The organism is Acinetobacter sp. A2, from assembly GCF_048537555.1.
Lineage (GTDB): Bacteria > Pseudomonadota > Gammaproteobacteria > Pseudomonadales > Moraxellaceae > Acinetobacter.
Genome location: NZ_CP183239.1, coordinates 399,435 through 414,979 on the forward strand (window position 1 = coordinate 399,435; position 15,545 = coordinate 414,979).

At 42.6% G+C, this 15,545-nt stretch carries 14 protein-coding genes and 1 pseudogene; 13 read left to right on the top strand and 2 right to left on the bottom strand.

Features of this window, described 5'->3' with window-relative positions:
• Positions 1-217 precede the first annotated feature (217 nt).
• The 6 genes from ACNS8M_RS01785 to ACNS8M_RS01810 all read left to right on the top strand — a co-directional run bounded on the left by ACNS8M_RS01785 (position 218) and on the right by ACNS8M_RS01810 (position 6,887).
• Entirely contained in the window at positions 218-886 is a 669-nt protein-coding gene (locus tag ACNS8M_RS01785; protein WP_168525247.1) for an HAD-IA family hydrolase, read from the top strand.
• Between the two features lie 415 nt (positions 887-1,301).
• Complete coding sequence (locus tag ACNS8M_RS01790) at positions 1,302-2,099, top strand: 2-keto-4-pentenoate hydratase (protein WP_168417527.1); 798 nt, start codon at positions 1,302-1,304, stop codon at positions 2,097-2,099.
• Between the two features lie 25 nt (positions 2,100-2,124).
• Positions 2,125-3,021, top strand: a complete 897-nt coding sequence (locus ACNS8M_RS01795; RefSeq protein WP_419225057.1) for an acetaldehyde dehydrogenase (acetylating) — start codon at positions 2,125-2,127, stop codon at positions 3,019-3,021.
• A gap of 12 nt (positions 3,022-3,033) precedes the next feature.
• On the top strand, positions 3,034-4,053 hold the full coding sequence (gene dmpG, locus ACNS8M_RS01800) for a 4-hydroxy-2-oxovalerate aldolase (RefSeq protein WP_160232107.1): 1,020 nt from the start codon (positions 3,034-3,036) through the stop codon (positions 4,051-4,053).
• Between the two features lie 429 nt (positions 4,054-4,482).
• Positions 4,483-5,748: an OprD family outer membrane porin gene (locus ACNS8M_RS01805; RefSeq protein WP_419225058.1), complete on the top strand. Its 1,266-nt coding sequence runs from the start codon at positions 4,483-4,485 to the stop codon at positions 5,746-5,748.
• A 278-nt stretch (positions 5,749-6,026) separates the two neighbouring features.
• Positions 6,027-6,887, top strand: a complete 861-nt coding sequence (locus ACNS8M_RS01810; RefSeq protein WP_168460359.1) for an alpha/beta fold hydrolase — start codon at positions 6,027-6,029, stop codon at positions 6,885-6,887.
• A 56-nt stretch (positions 6,888-6,943) separates the two neighbouring features.
• Here ACNS8M_RS01810 and ACNS8M_RS01815 read toward each other — a convergent pair.
• Both ACNS8M_RS01815 and hcaR read right to left on the bottom strand, forming a co-directional pair.
• Positions 6,944-7,611 (bottom strand): annotated as a pseudogene (locus ACNS8M_RS01815) (DUF1345 domain-containing protein).
• Between the two features lie 314 nt (positions 7,612-7,925).
• Positions 7,926-8,825: a DNA-binding transcriptional regulator HcaR gene (hcaR, locus tag ACNS8M_RS01820; RefSeq protein ID WP_168460357.1), complete on the bottom strand. Its 900-nt coding sequence runs from the start codon at positions 8,823-8,825 to the stop codon at positions 7,926-7,928.
• 281 nt (positions 8,826-9,106) lie between these two features.
• Here hcaR and hcaE point away from each other — a divergent pair, with 281 nt between their 5' ends.
• From hcaE to ACNS8M_RS01855, 7 genes are all read left to right on the top strand, one after another.
• Positions 9,107-10,474, top strand: a complete 1,368-nt coding sequence (hcaE, locus tag ACNS8M_RS01825) for a 3-phenylpropionate/cinnamic acid dioxygenase subunit alpha (protein ID WP_154321080.1) — start codon at positions 9,107-9,109, stop codon at positions 10,472-10,474.
• A complete protein-coding gene (hcaF, locus tag ACNS8M_RS01830; RefSeq protein WP_154321079.1) occupies positions 10,471-10,989 on the top strand; it encodes a 3-phenylpropionate/cinnamic acid dioxygenase subunit beta in 519 nt (172 codons plus the stop codon). Before hcaE ends, hcaF begins: the two co-directional genes overlap by 4 nt.
• The gene (hcaC, locus tag ACNS8M_RS01835) at positions 10,989-11,315 is read left to right on the top strand and encodes a 3-phenylpropionate/cinnamic acid dioxygenase ferredoxin subunit (protein WP_178318622.1); all 327 of its coding nucleotides are present in this window, start codon (positions 10,989-10,991) and stop codon (positions 11,313-11,315) included. Before hcaF ends, hcaC begins: the two co-directional genes overlap by 1 nt.
• 2 nt (positions 11,316-11,317) lie before the next feature.
• Positions 11,318-12,133: a 3-phenylpropionate-dihydrodiol/cinnamic acid-dihydrodiol dehydrogenase gene (gene hcaB, locus ACNS8M_RS01840; protein ID WP_168417520.1), complete on the top strand. Its 816-nt coding sequence runs from the start codon at positions 11,318-11,320 to the stop codon at positions 12,131-12,133.
• Positions 12,134-12,204: 71 nt separating this feature from the next.
• Positions 12,205-13,170 carry a 3-carboxyethylcatechol 2,3-dioxygenase gene (locus ACNS8M_RS01845; RefSeq protein WP_168460355.1) on the top strand — a complete coding sequence of 322 codons (966 nt, stop codon included), beginning with the start codon at positions 12,205-12,207 and terminating at the stop codon, positions 13,168-13,170.
• Positions 13,171-13,174: 4 nt separating this feature from the next.
• Entirely contained in the window at positions 13,175-14,401 is a 1,227-nt protein-coding gene (gene hcaD, locus ACNS8M_RS01850; RefSeq protein WP_419225060.1) for a 3-phenylpropionate/cinnamic acid dioxygenase ferredoxin--NAD(+) reductase subunit, read from the top strand.
• An 84-nt stretch (positions 14,402-14,485) separates the two neighbouring features.
• Complete coding sequence (locus tag ACNS8M_RS01855) at positions 14,486-15,394, top strand: DMT family transporter (RefSeq protein ID WP_194557496.1); 909 nt, start codon at positions 14,486-14,488, stop codon at positions 15,392-15,394.
• The last annotated feature ends 151 nt before the right edge of the window (positions 15,395-15,545 follow it).

Sequence of the window (15,545 nt, forward strand, 5' to 3'; positions counted from 1 at the left end):
TATAGGCTATGCCTTACTTTTCAAAGATGAAAAGTAACAAAAATCTTTTGTTTCGCTGATGGAACATCCCTGTGCCACAGCGAAACGGCGACATTCATGTCGCCGTTTCGCTATCGAATATTTGTTGTGATATATGTGCTGATTCTTGATCATTTATCCTTTTCAGTTAAGGTAAAGCGAGGGAATTTTAAAGCAGAATCAAATCTAGGAACCTAATATGAACAAACCTGTAGAACTCATCATTTTTGATTGGGATGGCACGCTATTTAATTCCGTCGGTCAAATTGTGGCGAGTTTGCAGTTCGCAGCACAACAATTTCAGCAACCACTGACCGATGCTGCTGCTAAAAGTATTATTGGTTTGGGCTTGCCAGAAGTGGCGCAGCGCCTGTTTCCGCAGGTGCCTGAACTGCATCAGGATATTTTGCAGTGCTATTCAGAACACTATGTGGAACACTCAAAAACCGATGTTTGGTTTGATGGTGTGGCAGAAATGCTAGATGAATTGTCTGGTTTAGGTTTGAAACTGGCCGTGGCAACAGGTAAAAGCCGTAAAGGTTTAGACCGTGTATTGGCTCAAACCAAAAGCCAGGATTTATTTGTGGCAACACGCGCTGCCAGTGAAACTAAATCTAAACCAGACCCTCTAATGTTGCAGGAAATTTTAAGCAGCACCCAAGTGCAGGTTGAGCAGGCTGTTATGGTGGGCGATACCTCTTATGATTTAGAAATGGCGCAGAATATTGCCATGCCACGTGTGGGGGTGAGCTACGGTGTGCATAGTGTAGAGGTGTTGCAGCGTTATCAGCCTTTGACTATTGCGCATGATGTACCGAGTTTACATGCATTTTTATTGCAACAGTACCGTTTGCGTCGGGCAGGTTAATTTACAGCACAACAAAAAGGGCAGTTTGGTAGCAAGCAAGTTGCCCTTTTTTATTGAATATATTGTGCTGACAGGAAATGCTTAGCTTTTAGTCTAAAGTAAGGATTAAGACATTTTAAGATTGCTACAAATAGTCGAGCCATCTACTCGGGAAATAATAGTAAAGCCCACGGGCGGCTGTTTTGATTGATTTTTATAAAAACAGACTAATAGCTAATAGCTATTGAAAAAAAGAAAATAAGTATTGGCATAAAAACGCCATTTTTCAGATGCTAAATCAGTTTATACATACCTCTGAGATGGACAGCTTATCACGCTGACGGTCAAGATCAGGGTCATGGTGCCTTTTCTTCTTTTATCACCTTTCCAACACCTCGGGGTATAAGCCCAATTTTTGCAGTTTAAGGAAACATTGATGTCGAATTCTGCTGTTGTTGAATCAGTTGCGCAAGCATTACGTACTGCCGAACTCTCTCAAACTGCGATCGCGCCAATCCGCCCAGAGCTTGGTGGTGAAAGTGCTGACGTAGATATTGCCTATGCCGTTCAAGAAGTGAATACCGAACGTGCCTTAAAAGAAGGCCGTCGTTTGGTGGGGCGTAAAATTGGTTTGACCTCTAAAGTGGTTCAAGCACAACTGGGCGTAGATCAGCCTGACTTTGGCATGCTGTTTGCCGATATGGCCTATGGCGATGGTGAAGCAATTCCAGCCGGTTTGCTGATTCAGCCTAAAGTAGAAGCAGAAATTGCATTGGTGATTAACCAAGACCTGACCAAAGAAAAACACACCTATGCAGACATTATCAGCGCGACTGAATATGCCTTGCCAGCCATTGAAGTGGTCGATAGCCGTATTGAAAACTGGAAAATCAGTTTGATTGATACCGTGGCAGATAACGCATCTTCAGCTGCGTTTGTTTTAGGTTCACAACCCGTCAAGTTAGAAAATCTAGACTTGGTGAACTGCAAAATGGTCATGACACGTGGTGAAGAAGTTGTTTCTCAAGGCGTGGGTAAAGCATGTTTGGCAAACCCGCTCAATGCTGCAGTGTGGTTGGCCGATGAAATGGTACGCCGTGGTCGTCCATTGTTAAAAGGCGACATCATCTTAACAGGTGCTTTAGGCCCAATGGTTGTTGCGCACCCAGGTGAAGAATTCAAAGTTGAAATTGAAGGCTTTGGTTCAGTAACAGCTGCGTTTGCTGCGGAATAAATCGAGATTCTAAGAGAGTACATGCATGAAAAAGATTAAATGTGCAATGATCGGTCCGGGTAATATTGGTACGGATTTGCTTTATAAATTGCAACGCAGTGAATGGTTGGAACCAGTATGGATGGTGGGGATTGACCCAACTTCTGAAGGTTTGGCACGTGCTGCAAAAATGGGTTTAAAAACCACAGCAGAAGGTGTGGATGGTCTTCTTCCTCACGTAATCGAAGATGATATCAAAATTGCTTTTGATGCGACTTCTGCATATGTTCACGCTGAAAATAGCCGCAAGTTAAATGAACTTGGTGTGCTGATGATTGACTTAACCCCTGCGGCAATTGGTCCATTCTGTGTACCACCTGTAAACCTTGAAGCCTTGCTACAAGCGGGCGAAGTGCCAAACGTTAACATGGTAACGTGTGGCGGTCAGGCAACAATTCCGATGGTTGCTGCAGTGTCTCGCGTTCAACCAGTTGAATATGGCGAAATCATTGCAACAGTATCAACAAAATCTGTGGGTCCGGGTACACGTAAAAATATTGATGAATTTACCCGTACGACTGCAGGCGCCATTGAAAAAGTAGGCGGTGCGAAACAAGGTAAAGCCATCATCATCATTAACCCGGCAGAGCCACCACTGATGATGCGTGACACTGTTCACTGTCTGGTTGAAGGTGAACCAGATCAAGCCGCGATTACTGAATCTGTGCATGCCATGATCAAAGAAGTGCAGAAATATGTACCAGGCTATAAATTGGTGAATGGCCCAATTTTTGATGATAACCGTGTTTCAATCTTCCTAGAAGTTGAAGGTTTAGGTGACTTCTTGCCGAAATACGCAGGCAACCTAGACATTATGACTGCTGCTGCTGCTCGTACTGCAGAAATGTTTGCAGAACACGTTTTCAACACTGCTGAAGCTTAAAGGAACACCAAAATGTCTAAGATTATTGTTCATGATATGACTTTACGTGATGGTATGCACCCGCAGCGCCATCAAACGACTGTAGAGCAAATGATTGCAATTTCAACTGCATTGGATGATGCAGGTGTACCTTTGATTGAAGTCACTCATGGTGATGGTTTAGGTGGTTCATCGGTTAACTACGGCTTTGCGGCAGCAACTGACGAAGAATACCTGTCTGCTGTTGTGCCACGTATGAAAAATGCCAAAGTATCTGCATTGCTTCTTCCTGGTATTGGTACGGTTGATCATTTGAAAATGGCACATGAAATTGGTGTATCTACCATTCGTGTTGCTACACACTGTACTGAAGCGGATTGTTCGGAACAGCACATTACCGCTGCACGTAAATTAGAAATGGATACAGTGGGCTTCTTGATGTTAGCGCACATGGCTTCACCTGAAAAATTGCTAGAAGAAGCGAAAAAGATGGTGTCTTACGGTGCAAACTGTATCTATGTGACAGATTCTGCGGGTTATATGCTTCCTCAAGATGTGATTGATCGTGTAGGTCACTTACGTCAACACTTGGACCCAAGCATCGAGTTAGGTTTCCACGGTCACCACAACTTGGGCATGGGTGTTTCTAACACTGTTGCTGCGGTTGAAGCAGGTGCAGTACGTGTAGACTTGGCATCTGCTGGTCTTGGTGCGGGTGCGGGGAACACACCACTTGAACTGTTCATTGCTGTCGCTAACCGTATGGGTATGGACACTGGCGTGGACTTATTCAAAGTACAAGACGTGGCAGAAGATTTGGTGATACCAATGATGCACAACCCAATTCGTGCCGACCGTGACGCGGCAACTTTAGGTTATGCAGGTGTGTATTCATCATTCCTATTGTTTGCGAAACGTGCTGAAGCGAAATATGGCGTTTCTGCGCGTGAAATCCTGATGGAGCTTGGTCGCCGTGGTACAGTGGGCGGTCAGGAAGATATGATTGAAGACTTGGCTTTGACTATGTCTAAAGCACGTGAAATGCAAGCCTAAGTTTTAGTTATAAAGCTAGCTTGAATGAAGCACCCCAAATGTATTTGGGGTGCTTTTTTTATGGCGAAAAATAGGCAAATTTATGCAGAATTTAGTGGTGGATTAAAATGATTTTCTTATAAGTGTTGTTTATAGAAAATAACGCTAACACATTGACTTACATCTAAAAAAGATTACTCACTAGCATATTGCAAAAAATAATGACCCTTTTAGGTCAAATTGTGCTGTGAATTCAGAGAGAAAGTCATTTGGTGAGGATTCATTGCCAAATGTTTTATCGTTAAAAAGAATTAAAAATGTTTAAAAAAAATCATAATGCAAAGAATGGCTAAAATCTGCTGAAAACCCTAATACTGTGGTCGGATTTTTTTCAATTACAGAGTTTTGCATGATGCGCTAATTCGCTTATTGGATGAATAGGAAAAACTCATGCATCGTCACAATTTATGGATAGCACTTTTTGCTGCGACAGCAACTTTAGGGACAACTGCCACTCAGGCAGATTTTATCGACGACAGCAATGTTCAGCTTAAATTTAAGAATTTTTATTTAGATCGAGAATATGCGCATGAGGCAGGTCGTTCGGTAACTCCTGGTTATGGAAATTGGACGCAAGCTGTCACTTTAGATGCGAAATCTGGTTATCATGATATTGGTGCAGGTATTCAAGTCGGTGCTGATCTATTGGCACAATATGCGATTGGTTTAAAATCACGTGGTGAAGTGAATGACATTCACATGCCATATAGCAATCAGAAGACCGAACGTGATAACGCCAAGTTGGGCGCAACCTTAAAAGTTAAGGTTTCTGAAACTGAGTTGAAAGTTGGTGATCTATTACCAATGTCCCCAGTGGTATTCTTTGATCCATCGCGTCAATTACTCACAACTTATAGTGGTGCATGGTTAGAGTCTAAGGATATTCAGAATACTAAACTAACTTTGGCATATATTGAGGGCATTAATGCTCGCTATGACAATCAATACCAAGATTTAAGTTTGTTCCCTAATAACGATTTTACTAATACAACTGATGATGGTATGTATATCGCAGGTGTTGATTACCAATTTACTCCAAAAGTCGGTGGTAGCTACTGGTATGCAGATGTCACCAATATTTATCAACAACATTATGTCGCTGCAAACTACAAAACGACTGTTGGTGAAAAAACTAAGTTGGACACCCATGTTCGTTATTTTGATAATAGCGAGTCAGGTGATAAGTTGTATGGCAACATCGACAGCCAAGCAGTATCTGCTGGTGCAAAAATTAACCATGGCATGCATACGGTTCAGTTAGGTTATCAGCAAATGTTTGGTGAACATGGTACAGGTGCACCAATGTTCCCAACATTGGGTGGTTGGGTACCACAGCCGTATTTAGATAACTGGTCGGTAGCAAGCTTTATTCGTAAAGATGAGCGTTCGTGGAGTTTAGGTTATACCTATAACTTTGCAGAAGCAGGTATACCAGGTTTGACTACAACCATTCGTCATTTCCGTGGTGATAATATTGATCGTGGTGATGCTCCTGAAGGTAAAGAAAACGAAAACAATGTGATCGTAAATTACGTTGTGCCTGAAGGTAAGTTGAAAGGCTTAGGCTTCAATTACATGTTTATTGATACCAACTATAATTTTGGTAATGACTTAGAAGAACATCGTGTAGCCACCACCTATACCTATAAATTCTAAACCTTGTAAAAAAGAGCGACTTTATATAGTCGCTCTTTTTTTAATATTTATGTACTAAATACCTTATAAAAATTAAGATTTTAATTTTATTAAATTTATAAATTTCAAAGAGTTGTTTAATCGTTTTTTTATGGGTTGTGATCGTAAATTTGTATCAGTTCATAAGGCATGAACAGGTAATATAAGCTAGTAAATACATAATGTTGAATGAGTCCACTTGTCGTCAAATTCTATTTTTTAGAGCTAAACGCAAGCTAAAGACTGTACGAGGAGTATATATGAGCACTGTTCAAATCCCTGACTATACAACAGATCCATTCTTTGGCTTAGAAGATAAATGGATTGAAACTGCCGAAGGCGAATTAACGCACTATCACGAAGTGGGTGAAGGTACACCTATTCTATTTTTACACGGTTCAGGTACAGGTGTATCTGCTGCGGCAAACTGGTGGTTAAACTTGCCACAAATTGGTGAGCAAGCACGTTGTATCGCAATTGATACCATTGGCTATGGTCAGACTGTGGTGGCTCCAAACACTGCTTATGGTATTCGTGCTTGGGTTGATCATGCAGTGCGTACTTTAGATGCATTGGGCATTGAAAAAACATGGTTGGTGGGTAACTCGCTTGGTGGTTGGTTGGCATTCCAATTGGCATTGGACTACCCTGAGCGCGTACTTGGTATCGTGTCTATGGGTACAGGTGGTGCAAAACAGACTGCTGCACTGAAAGCTCACGCAAACCCAGTACTTACAGAAGAAGGTATCAAAAAGACACTTTCTATGTTCGTTGTGAACAAAGACCTGATCACAGATGAGTTGGTTAAGGTTCGTTTTGCTTCTGCAAAAAATGACTATGCATCAGACCGTTTAATGGATGTGGTTGGCGCACGTGACCGTGACCGTTTTGAGTTCCCACTCGATTTTGACAAAATGAAAGACATTACGGTACCTGTTTTACTGATTCACGGTACACAGGATGTAGTGATTCCAGTATCTCGCACATGGGACATTTTAAATGTTGTGCCACATGCCGATGCGCACATTTTCAGCCAATGCGGCCACTGGTCACAAGTTGAAAAAGCGGAAGAATTTAACACTGTGATTAAAAACTATTTAACAGCACGTGGCGTAAAATAAGCAGTATGATGTGAAAAGGATGGCTTCGTGCCATCCTTTTTTATGAGCAGGGGCATTTAGTGTTGGATAAAACTGGCCACCAAATTAATGCAAATGGCTAAAATGGTGGTATTGAAACTATAAGCCAAAATAATGTGCAGTGTGTTTAGTCCGCGCATAGGTTGTGAGCTAATTGAAATATCTGCAGTTTGTGCTGAAGTACCAATCACATAACTAAAATACAAAAAATCTGGATAAGTCGGGTAGGGCGTTTTAGGAAAATCCAGCCCACCTTCTTGCTGCTGTTGCAATGCCAAATAGTAGTCATGGGCATAGTGGATGGCGAAAATGGTGTGCATAAAAAACCAAGCACATAAAATGGTGGTAATAGATAAAATAAAATGTCCCATGCGCACAAATTCACTTTGTGCAAATAAATTCACCTCAATAATGATCGCAATAAAGCACATCACCAAAGTTAAAAATACCAAAAATAGAATCAGCCATTTGCTGGCATCTTGCTGTTGGGCACGTTGCAAAATATGTGCATGATCACTGTGCCACAGATTAAGCATGGTCAGCAGTAAATAGCAATATTCCAGCTTAGTAATAAGCAACTTGACCATGCCCATGTACTGAAAGTTTGAAATATGGCATACAGCACAATGGTAATCACAAAACTAATAAAGAAATAAGGACGTGACTGAATACCAGATCGCATGCGTGTAAATGGATTTTTTAGCATTCTTATTCCTTTTAAGGCTTTTGTTCTCACCTGATTGTGCGCTGTTTTATGGCATGAGTCTAAGTAAATCTAGGTATTTTAGGTAGGTTTACTTATTAGACTTAAGTTGTAATTTAAGGCGCTAGATGGCAGCAATTTTATATAAAAATGCGATGTGATATTTGAAGTCAATGAGCATTCATTTTGCATCATCTTTCAAAAATAAGTTTAGACTTAAGTCTAAAGCTGAGTATTGATGCAGAAGCAATAAAAAAGTACTTTTTCTTGTGGCGGAGAAAAAGCACTTTTATGATTGGGTATTTCAGACTTGTGGCTTATTCGCGGTTTATGTCCAAATAGAACACGCGAGTGAGCAGCTCTAAAAACTTCTGTACAGCAGGTGAGTTACTGTTTTTGCCATAACTCACATATAAGTCCAAATACGGTAATTCCACATCTAAGGGGCGAATCACAGTATTTTCCATGGTCAGTGGTGCAACATAGCCTGGCAAAATAGTACAACCCAAACCCATGCCTACAGAGTTGATATTAAATAAAATATTGTCTGCTTTTTGCACAATATTCAGTTCAATATTATGTTGTTTAGAAAAATCGACAATCAAATGGTGCAAGGTATAAGATGCTTCTGCCGCAGGAATAATAAAATCTACGCCATTTAAAGCTTTAACAGGAATACGCTCATATTTTGCTAATGGATGATCTTTAGGCAAAATAAAAATCAGCGGCTCACGTAGCACAAACTGACTTTCAATTTCATCACTATTGATATTGTGTCGGGTAAAGGTGATGTCGAGCTCACCTTTTTTGATCATCTTCATTTGCTCGGTATTGTTCAAGCTGAGCAATTCAATTTTCAAATCTGGATTTTGTACCCGTAAGTTTGGTAAAACAAAGGGGAAAATTTTCATTTCCGCCACCGGTACAAAGCCAATACGCAGCATTTGCTGTTTGGCTTGTGAAACCTGACGTGCCATGGCAACGGCTTTGTCGGCTTGGGCAAGGGTCAGGCGAGCCTGTTCCAAAAATACAGCGCCTTCTTCGGTCAGTTCAACCTTGCGTTTGGTACGGTTTAACAGTTTAACGCCAACATCTTCTTCTAAGTCTTTAATTTGCTGACTCAGCGAAGGTTGAGCCGTATAAAGCTTAAGTGCCGCTTTACTGAAGTTGAGTTCTTCAGCCACGGTAATGAAGTAGCGAAGGTGACGTAATTCCATACAGCCATTCCAAAGATTAATTCAAAATATGTCTTACTATAGATTAATAAAAGTATAATCTATAAACAACCATCAGATGAAAATTATTGTGTCATTTAGGAAATAAATAGGGTTTTATCATTGTGTAATGTTTTAATCGCATAATATAAAGTTTTATTAATCTATAAAATCTATTAATTGAAACAAAAAAAATATTTCACTAAACGTCCCTAAAAAATCATTATCCATCCAAAGTTGAGTCTATTTACTTTGTGCCGTTGTTGGTCACAGGAGAGCTTTTCATGAGTGGAAAAATTGATGTGCGCGAAATCGACGCTTTGGTCGATGCACAAAATGGACGTATCACTCCATCTATTTATACAGATCCAGATATCTACGAATTAGAACTTGAACGCGTGTTCGGCCGTACGTGGTTGTTCCTGTGTCATGAAAGCCAAATTCCTAAAGCTGGCGACTTTTTCAACACCTACATGGGTGAAGATCCAATTATTGTGGCACGTCAAAAAGACGGTTCAATCAAAGCATTTTTAAACCAGTGCCGTCACCGCTCAATGCGTGTGAGCTTCGCAGACTGTGGTAATACGCGTGCATTTACTTGCCCATACCACGGCTGGTCTTACGGTATTGATGGTTCACTCAAAGATATTCCATTAGAAGAACGTGCTTATCCTCAAGGTGCTTGTAAAGAGCAATGGGGCTTGGTGGAAGTGAACCGTGTGAAGTCTTACAAAGGCTTGGTATTCGGTTGTTGGGATGAAACGACTCCTGACCTAGAAGAATACATGGGTGATATCGCTTGGTACTTAGATGGCGTAGTGGATCGTCGTCCGGGTGGTACAGAAATTATTGGTGGTGTACACAAGTGGGAAATTGACTGTAACTGGAAATTTGCTGCAGAACAATTTGCTTCTGACCAATACCACGCATTGTTCTCTCACGCATCTGCCATTCAGGTTTTGGGTGCAAAACCAGATGATGACAGCAGTAAACAATTGGGTGCTGCACAAACCGCTCGTCCTGTTTGGGAAACTGCGAAAGACGCACTTCAATACGGTTCACGTGGTCACGGTTCAGGTTTCTTCTTTACAGAAAAACCAGATGCAAACGTATGGGTAGATGGCGAAGTTGCTAACTATTTCCGTGAAACGTATGACGAAGTTAAAGAGCGTTTAGGTGAAGTTCGTGCCCTACGTTTGGCTGGTCACAACACGATGTTCCCAACCTTGTCTTGGTTGAACGGTACAGCAACACTTCGCGTATGGCACCCACGTGGCCCGAACAAAACTGAAGTATGGGCATTCTGTATTGCCGATGCTGAAGCTTCTCAAGAAGTGAAAGACGCTTTTGAGCGTTCTGCAACACGTGCATTCGGTCCTGCAGGTTTCCTAGAGCAAGACGACTCTGAAAACTGGATTGAAATTCAAAAAGTATTACGTGGTTATAAAGCGCGTCAAAACAAACTGATTGTTGAGATGGGTAAAGGTAACGAAAAAATCCGTGAAGATGGTATTCCGGGTATTACCAACTACATTTTCTCTGAAACTGCAGCACGTGGTATGTACCGCCGTTGGGCAGATTTGCTGATCCATGAAAAATGGGAAGATGTTGAAAAAGCAGCTGACGAATACGAGAAGGAGCTAGTGAAATGAGTCAAATCAGTTTAGAACTTCAACACGAAGTTAGCCAATTCTTGTATCGCGAAGCAAAGTTGCTGGACGACTGGAAATTCCGTGAGTGGTTAGAACTCATGGCAGAAGACATTTCTTATACCTTGCGTACTACACCGAATGCGCAAACCCGTGACCGTCGTCGTTCAGTTGAGCCACCAACCACTTGGGTGTTCAACGACAACAAACACTTGCTTGAGCGCCGTGTGGCACGTTTAGAAACGGGTATGGCGTGGGCGGAAGAGCCGCCATCGCGTACAACGCACATGGTTAGCAACGTGATTGTTGAAGCAACAGACGTTGAAGGTGAATACGATGTACACGTAACTTACTTACTGTACCGTACTCAAAAAGAGAAAGACGTGACGATTTACTGTGGTAAGCGTAATGACAAAATCCGTCGTGTTGAAGGTGGCTTAGGCTTCCAAATTTTCAACCGTAAGATTGTGCTTGACCAAGTAACGTATAACTCACACAACCTGAGTGTATTCTTCTAATGAATAAGATTTTTGTTTGCCAAGTTGACGAATTAGACGAAGGCGAAGCGTTAAAAGTGGACTGCGGTGTAAACGGTATCGAAGCACTGGCAGTATTCAACAACGGTGGTGATTTCTTTGCCATGAACGACCGTTGTTCACACGGTAATGCCTCAATGTCTGAAGGTTATCTTGAAGATGATGGCACGGTTGAATGTCCACTACATTCTGCACGTTTCTGTTTGAAAACTGGTCAAGCTTTATGCTTGCCAGCAACTGACCCTATTCAAACCTTCCCTGTGGTGGTTGAAGATGGTGCGTTATACGTAGAAATGGCAGGAGAGTAAGCATGGGTTGGCTAAAAGGCGAAGTGGCACTGATTACAGGTGGCGGTTCTGGTTTGGGTTGGGCTTTGGTAGAACGCTTCCTTGAAGAAGGTGCGCATGTGGGCGTATTACAGCGCTCACAATCTAAAGTCGATGCCTTAAAAGAACGTTTTGGTGATCAAATCGTGGCAGTCGCTGGTGATGTTGCCAACTATGCAGACAATGTCCGTGCTGTACAGGCCACTGTGGAGCGTTTTGGAAAACTGGATTGCTTTATTGGCAATGCAGGGATCTGGGACCATTATGCAGATATCGTCAATACTTCGGGTGAGCAGCTTGAAAAAGCCTTTGATGAAATCATGGGCATTAATACCAAGGCATTGATCTTGGGTGCAAAAGCGGCACTAGATGAGTTGGTGAAATCTGAAGGTTCTATCATCTTAACCTTATCCAATTCTGCGCTGTATTCTTCAGGCGGTGGTCCTGTTTACACTGCATCTAAACATGCAGGTGTTGGCATCATGAAAGAGTTGGCTTATGAGTTGGCACCTAAAGTACGTGTTAATGCCGTTGCGCCTTCAGCAATGAATGTCAATATTAAGGGTGCAGCCTCTTTGGGGCAGGAAAACCTTGGCTTACTCGATGCGCGTGACCCTGAAAAAATTGCACGCGGTATGCCGCTTAACTTCTTGCCTGAGCCAGAAGATATGACAGGTTCTTATGTGCTCTTGGCATCTCGTCAAAATAACCGTCCACTGACTGGCGTTCTGATCAATGCAGAATGTGGTCTGGGTATTCGTGGTTTACGTCAACCACGCGCAGGTTTCTTTGACGAATAAAATTGAGTCTAAATTCAATAGACGAATCGGCAGCCTTTCTCTGGGCTGCCTTCCTTATTTAGGAGTCTCTCATGGCCGTTAAACTCATTTGTGCATCGCACAGTCCTTTAATGGAATTTGCAACACCGCAAGATCAATCCAAAGAACAAAAAGTTCGTGCTGCCTTTGAGCAACTTGCTGCAGAAGTCAAAGCTTACGATCCAACCTTAATTATCACGTTTGGTCCAGACCATTTTAATGGTTTCTTTTATGATTTGATGCCAAGTTTCTGTGTGGGTATTCGCGCAACGGCTGCGGGTGACTGGGACTACGGCAAAGACAATGACCGTATTGATGTACCTGAAGACAAAGCGTTGGCTATGGTGCGTCGTGTATTGGATGAAGGCGTAGATGTGGCGTACTCTTATCGTATGCAGGCCGATCATGGGGTGACTCAGCCTTTACACTTCTTGTGCGATGGTCAGTTAGACCGTTACCCAACCATTCCTGTATTTATCAATGGTGCTGCTGCACCAATGCCAACCACGAAGCGTACCATTGCTTTGGGTCGTGCAGTGGGGCAGTTTATCAAGTCTTTAAATCTTGAAAATGAACGTGTTCTTGTTTTAGGTACAGGTGGTTTGTCGCACGATCCACCAACACCACAAATGGGTTCAGTGCCACCTGAAGTTGAAGAGTTTTTAATAGCAGGGCGTAACCCAAGTGCTGAAGCACGTCATGCACGCCAAGCCAAGATTATTGCTGTTGGGCAAAAACTTGCAGCGGGTGATACATCGGTCGCAGTGCCACTTAGCCCAGAGTGGGATATAGCCTTACTTGAGAAATTCAAGCATGCAGATTTTGCGGCAATGGAAGCCATGACTGAAGCTGAAATTCGTCGTGATGGCGGCCGTGGTGGTCAGGAAGTTCGTTCATGGATGGCTGCTTTTGCGGCATTGGATGAGCTGGGTGCGTATGAGATGACCACACATTGCTATGAAGATATTAGTGAGTGGATTGCGGGCTTTGGTATCGTATCTGCCGAGTTAAAAGGTTAAGTCCATGAGCGTTGAAACAATTGTAATTGTGGGAGCAGGTCAGGCAGGGGCAAGTGCCATTCTTGAGCTGCGTGGCAATCAATATGCAGGTAAAATCATCCTCATTGGTGATGAAACACATTTGCCTTATGAGCGCCCACCACTGTCTAAAGATGTAATTTTACGTCCTGAAGAAACCAAAATCGAAATTCTGTCTGAAGAAAAATTGGCAGAATTGGGCGTGGAAACCATCCGTGGCAATGGTGTGAGCAAAATCAATGCTGAAGCGAAAACCGTCGAACTTTTCAACGGAGAGGTTGTTGCTTACGACAAACTTTTGCTTGCTACAGGTGGTGCAGCACGTCGTTTACCTAACTTTGATGCTTTGGGTAAACACGTTTACACGCTGCGTAACCTTGAAGACTCACAAGCTTTGGTTCCTGTACTGCAAGCGGGTCGCCGTATCATTTTAATTGGTGGCGGTGTGATTGGTCTGGAGTTGGCATCTTCAGCACGTTTCAAAGACTGCCAAGTAACGGTCATTGAAATGGGGCCAATGGTGATGGGGCGTTCATCTCCACGCATTTTGAGTGAATTCTTGCTTGAGCAGCAGCAACTGGCAGGTGTCGATGTACGTCTGTCCACGCAAATTGCAGATTGTAAGTTGGATGGTGAAGAAATTGTTGTCACCCTTGAGGGCGGCGAAGAACTTCGTGCTGACGCTGTGATTTACGGTATTGGTATTATTCCAAATGCGCAATTGGCTGTAGCAGCAGGTCTGGACGCAGATTTTGCAGTGCATGTGAATGAAAACTGTCAAACCTCAAACCCAGATATTTATGCTGCGGGCGATGTTGCTTCACAACTTCGTGAATGTGGTAACCATCGTCGTGTAGAAACTTGGGAAAATGCTAACTTGCAAGCAGGCATTTTTGCACGTCATGTTATGGGCGTGGCGCATCCTGTTGCAAATCCAGCTTGGTTCTGGACTGATCAGCTCGACATCAACTACCAGTTCGTTGGTGATATGTCGGCAGCAGAATGGCATGTACGGGGTGAGATGGATGCGACTAAACGCAGCGACTCCTCATTCGTACTGTTTGGTGTGACTGATGGCGTGATTGTAGGCGGGATTACTGTGAACGCTGCCAAAGACATGCGTCATCTGAAAAAGCTGATTAGCAAACAGGCCGTATTTGAAGCAGACAAGTATTTAGATGTGAGCCAAGACCTTCGCAAACTGGTGAAGTGATCTTGAGTAAATGAAACAGACCTGAGGCAACTTAGGTCTGTTTTTTATGTGCTTAAAAAAGTTAGATTTCATGTTGAGTCAAGTATGAACGCCAATACATCTCCGCTTGTTGTGACCGCCAGTATTTATGCGCTCTTGGTGCTGATCTGGGCCACTACGCCCTTGGCGATTGTTTGGAGTGTACAAGAAGTCCATCCGATGTGGGTGCTGATAATCCGCTACTTTGGTGCTTCTGTGATTGCGCTGTGTTTACTCAAATTGATGCGTGGCCCACTACCTTTTGATAGCACTTCTATGAAAAGTTATCTGGCAGGGAGTCTAAACTTAATTGGTGCGCAACTGTTTATCTATTTGGCAGCAAATTATTTAACTTCAGGTTTAATGGCGCTGATTTTTGGTTTTTCGCCATTGATTGCAGGCTTGATCGGTCATGTGATTCTACGTACACAAAAACTGATAGTGTTACAGTGGATTGGTATGGCAATTGCCATATCCGGGCTAAGTTTTGTTTTTGCCGATTCTGCCGACAGCAAAGTCAATCCTTGGGGTGTGGTGCTCATGCTGATTAGCATGGTGTCTTATATCAGCTCAATTTTTTGGGTCAAACAAATCAATGCACCTTTAAGTCCTATGTCTCAGGCCACAGGTTCATTAATGGTTTCGGCACTGGGTTCATTGTTATTAATTCCGTTTATTTGGCAGCATGTTCCAACCGTCATGCCTGGGGTGAAAACCATGATTGGTTTTATCTTTACCATGATCATGTCGTCTATTGTGGCAATGCTGTGCTATTTCTGGCTGATTCGCCGTTTAACTGCGTCTACAGTTTCTTTAAGCAATGTGATGACGCCTATTATTGCGCTGATTTTAGGTGCAACGCTAAACAATGAACACATCAGCATGAATGCATTTGTTGGTATTGCTGTGGTGATGTTGGGTATTGTGATGTATTTCTGGAAAGAATGGCGCGAACAGTATTTCTGCAAAGGCTAACTTTGCCGTGCTGAGTTGCTGCCCGATACGACTTTTTTCTCAAAACAACAAAAACATAAAGGAAATTGCCCGCTTGATTTCGCTACTATGCGTGATAGAGTCAACACATGAACCAAAGCTGTGTTTATTTCTGAACAGATCAGGATTAAAA

What these genes read in the sequence shown, in the direction of transcription:
- ACNS8M_RS01785 (WP_168525247.1), top strand. Translation starts at nt 218, where the DNA reads ATGAACAAACCTGTAGAACTCATCATTTTTGATTGGGATGGCACGCTA.
- ACNS8M_RS01790 (WP_168417527.1), top strand. Translation starts at nt 1,302, where the DNA reads ATGTCGAATTCTGCTGTTGTTGAATCAGTTGCGCAAGCATTACGTACT.
- ACNS8M_RS01795 (WP_419225057.1), top strand. Translation starts at nt 2,125, where the DNA reads ATGAAAAAGATTAAATGTGCAATGATCGGTCCGGGTAATATTGGTACG.
- dmpG (WP_160232107.1), top strand. Translation starts at nt 3,034, where the DNA reads ATGTCTAAGATTATTGTTCATGATATGACTTTACGTGATGGTATGCAC.
- ACNS8M_RS01805 (WP_419225058.1), top strand. Translation starts at nt 4,483, where the DNA reads ATGCATCGTCACAATTTATGGATAGCACTTTTTGCTGCGACAGCAACT.
- ACNS8M_RS01810 (WP_168460359.1), top strand. Translation starts at nt 6,027, where the DNA reads ATGAGCACTGTTCAAATCCCTGACTATACAACAGATCCATTCTTTGGC.
- hcaR (WP_168460357.1), bottom strand. Translation starts at nt 8,825, where the DNA reads ATGGAATTACGTCACCTTCGCTACTTCATTACCGTGGCTGAAGAACTC.
- hcaE (WP_154321080.1), top strand. Translation starts at nt 9,107, where the DNA reads ATGAGTGGAAAAATTGATGTGCGCGAAATCGACGCTTTGGTCGATGCA.
- hcaF (WP_154321079.1), top strand. Translation starts at nt 10,471, where the DNA reads ATGAGTCAAATCAGTTTAGAACTTCAACACGAAGTTAGCCAATTCTTG.
- hcaC (WP_178318622.1), top strand. Translation starts at nt 10,989, where the DNA reads ATGAATAAGATTTTTGTTTGCCAAGTTGACGAATTAGACGAAGGCGAA.
- hcaB (WP_168417520.1), top strand. Translation starts at nt 11,318, where the DNA reads ATGGGTTGGCTAAAAGGCGAAGTGGCACTGATTACAGGTGGCGGTTCT.
- ACNS8M_RS01845 (WP_168460355.1), top strand. Translation starts at nt 12,205, where the DNA reads ATGGCCGTTAAACTCATTTGTGCATCGCACAGTCCTTTAATGGAATTT.
- hcaD (WP_419225060.1), top strand. Translation starts at nt 13,175, where the DNA reads ATGAGCGTTGAAACAATTGTAATTGTGGGAGCAGGTCAGGCAGGGGCA.
- ACNS8M_RS01855 (WP_194557496.1), top strand. Translation starts at nt 14,486, where the DNA reads ATGAACGCCAATACATCTCCGCTTGTTGTGACCGCCAGTATTTATGCG.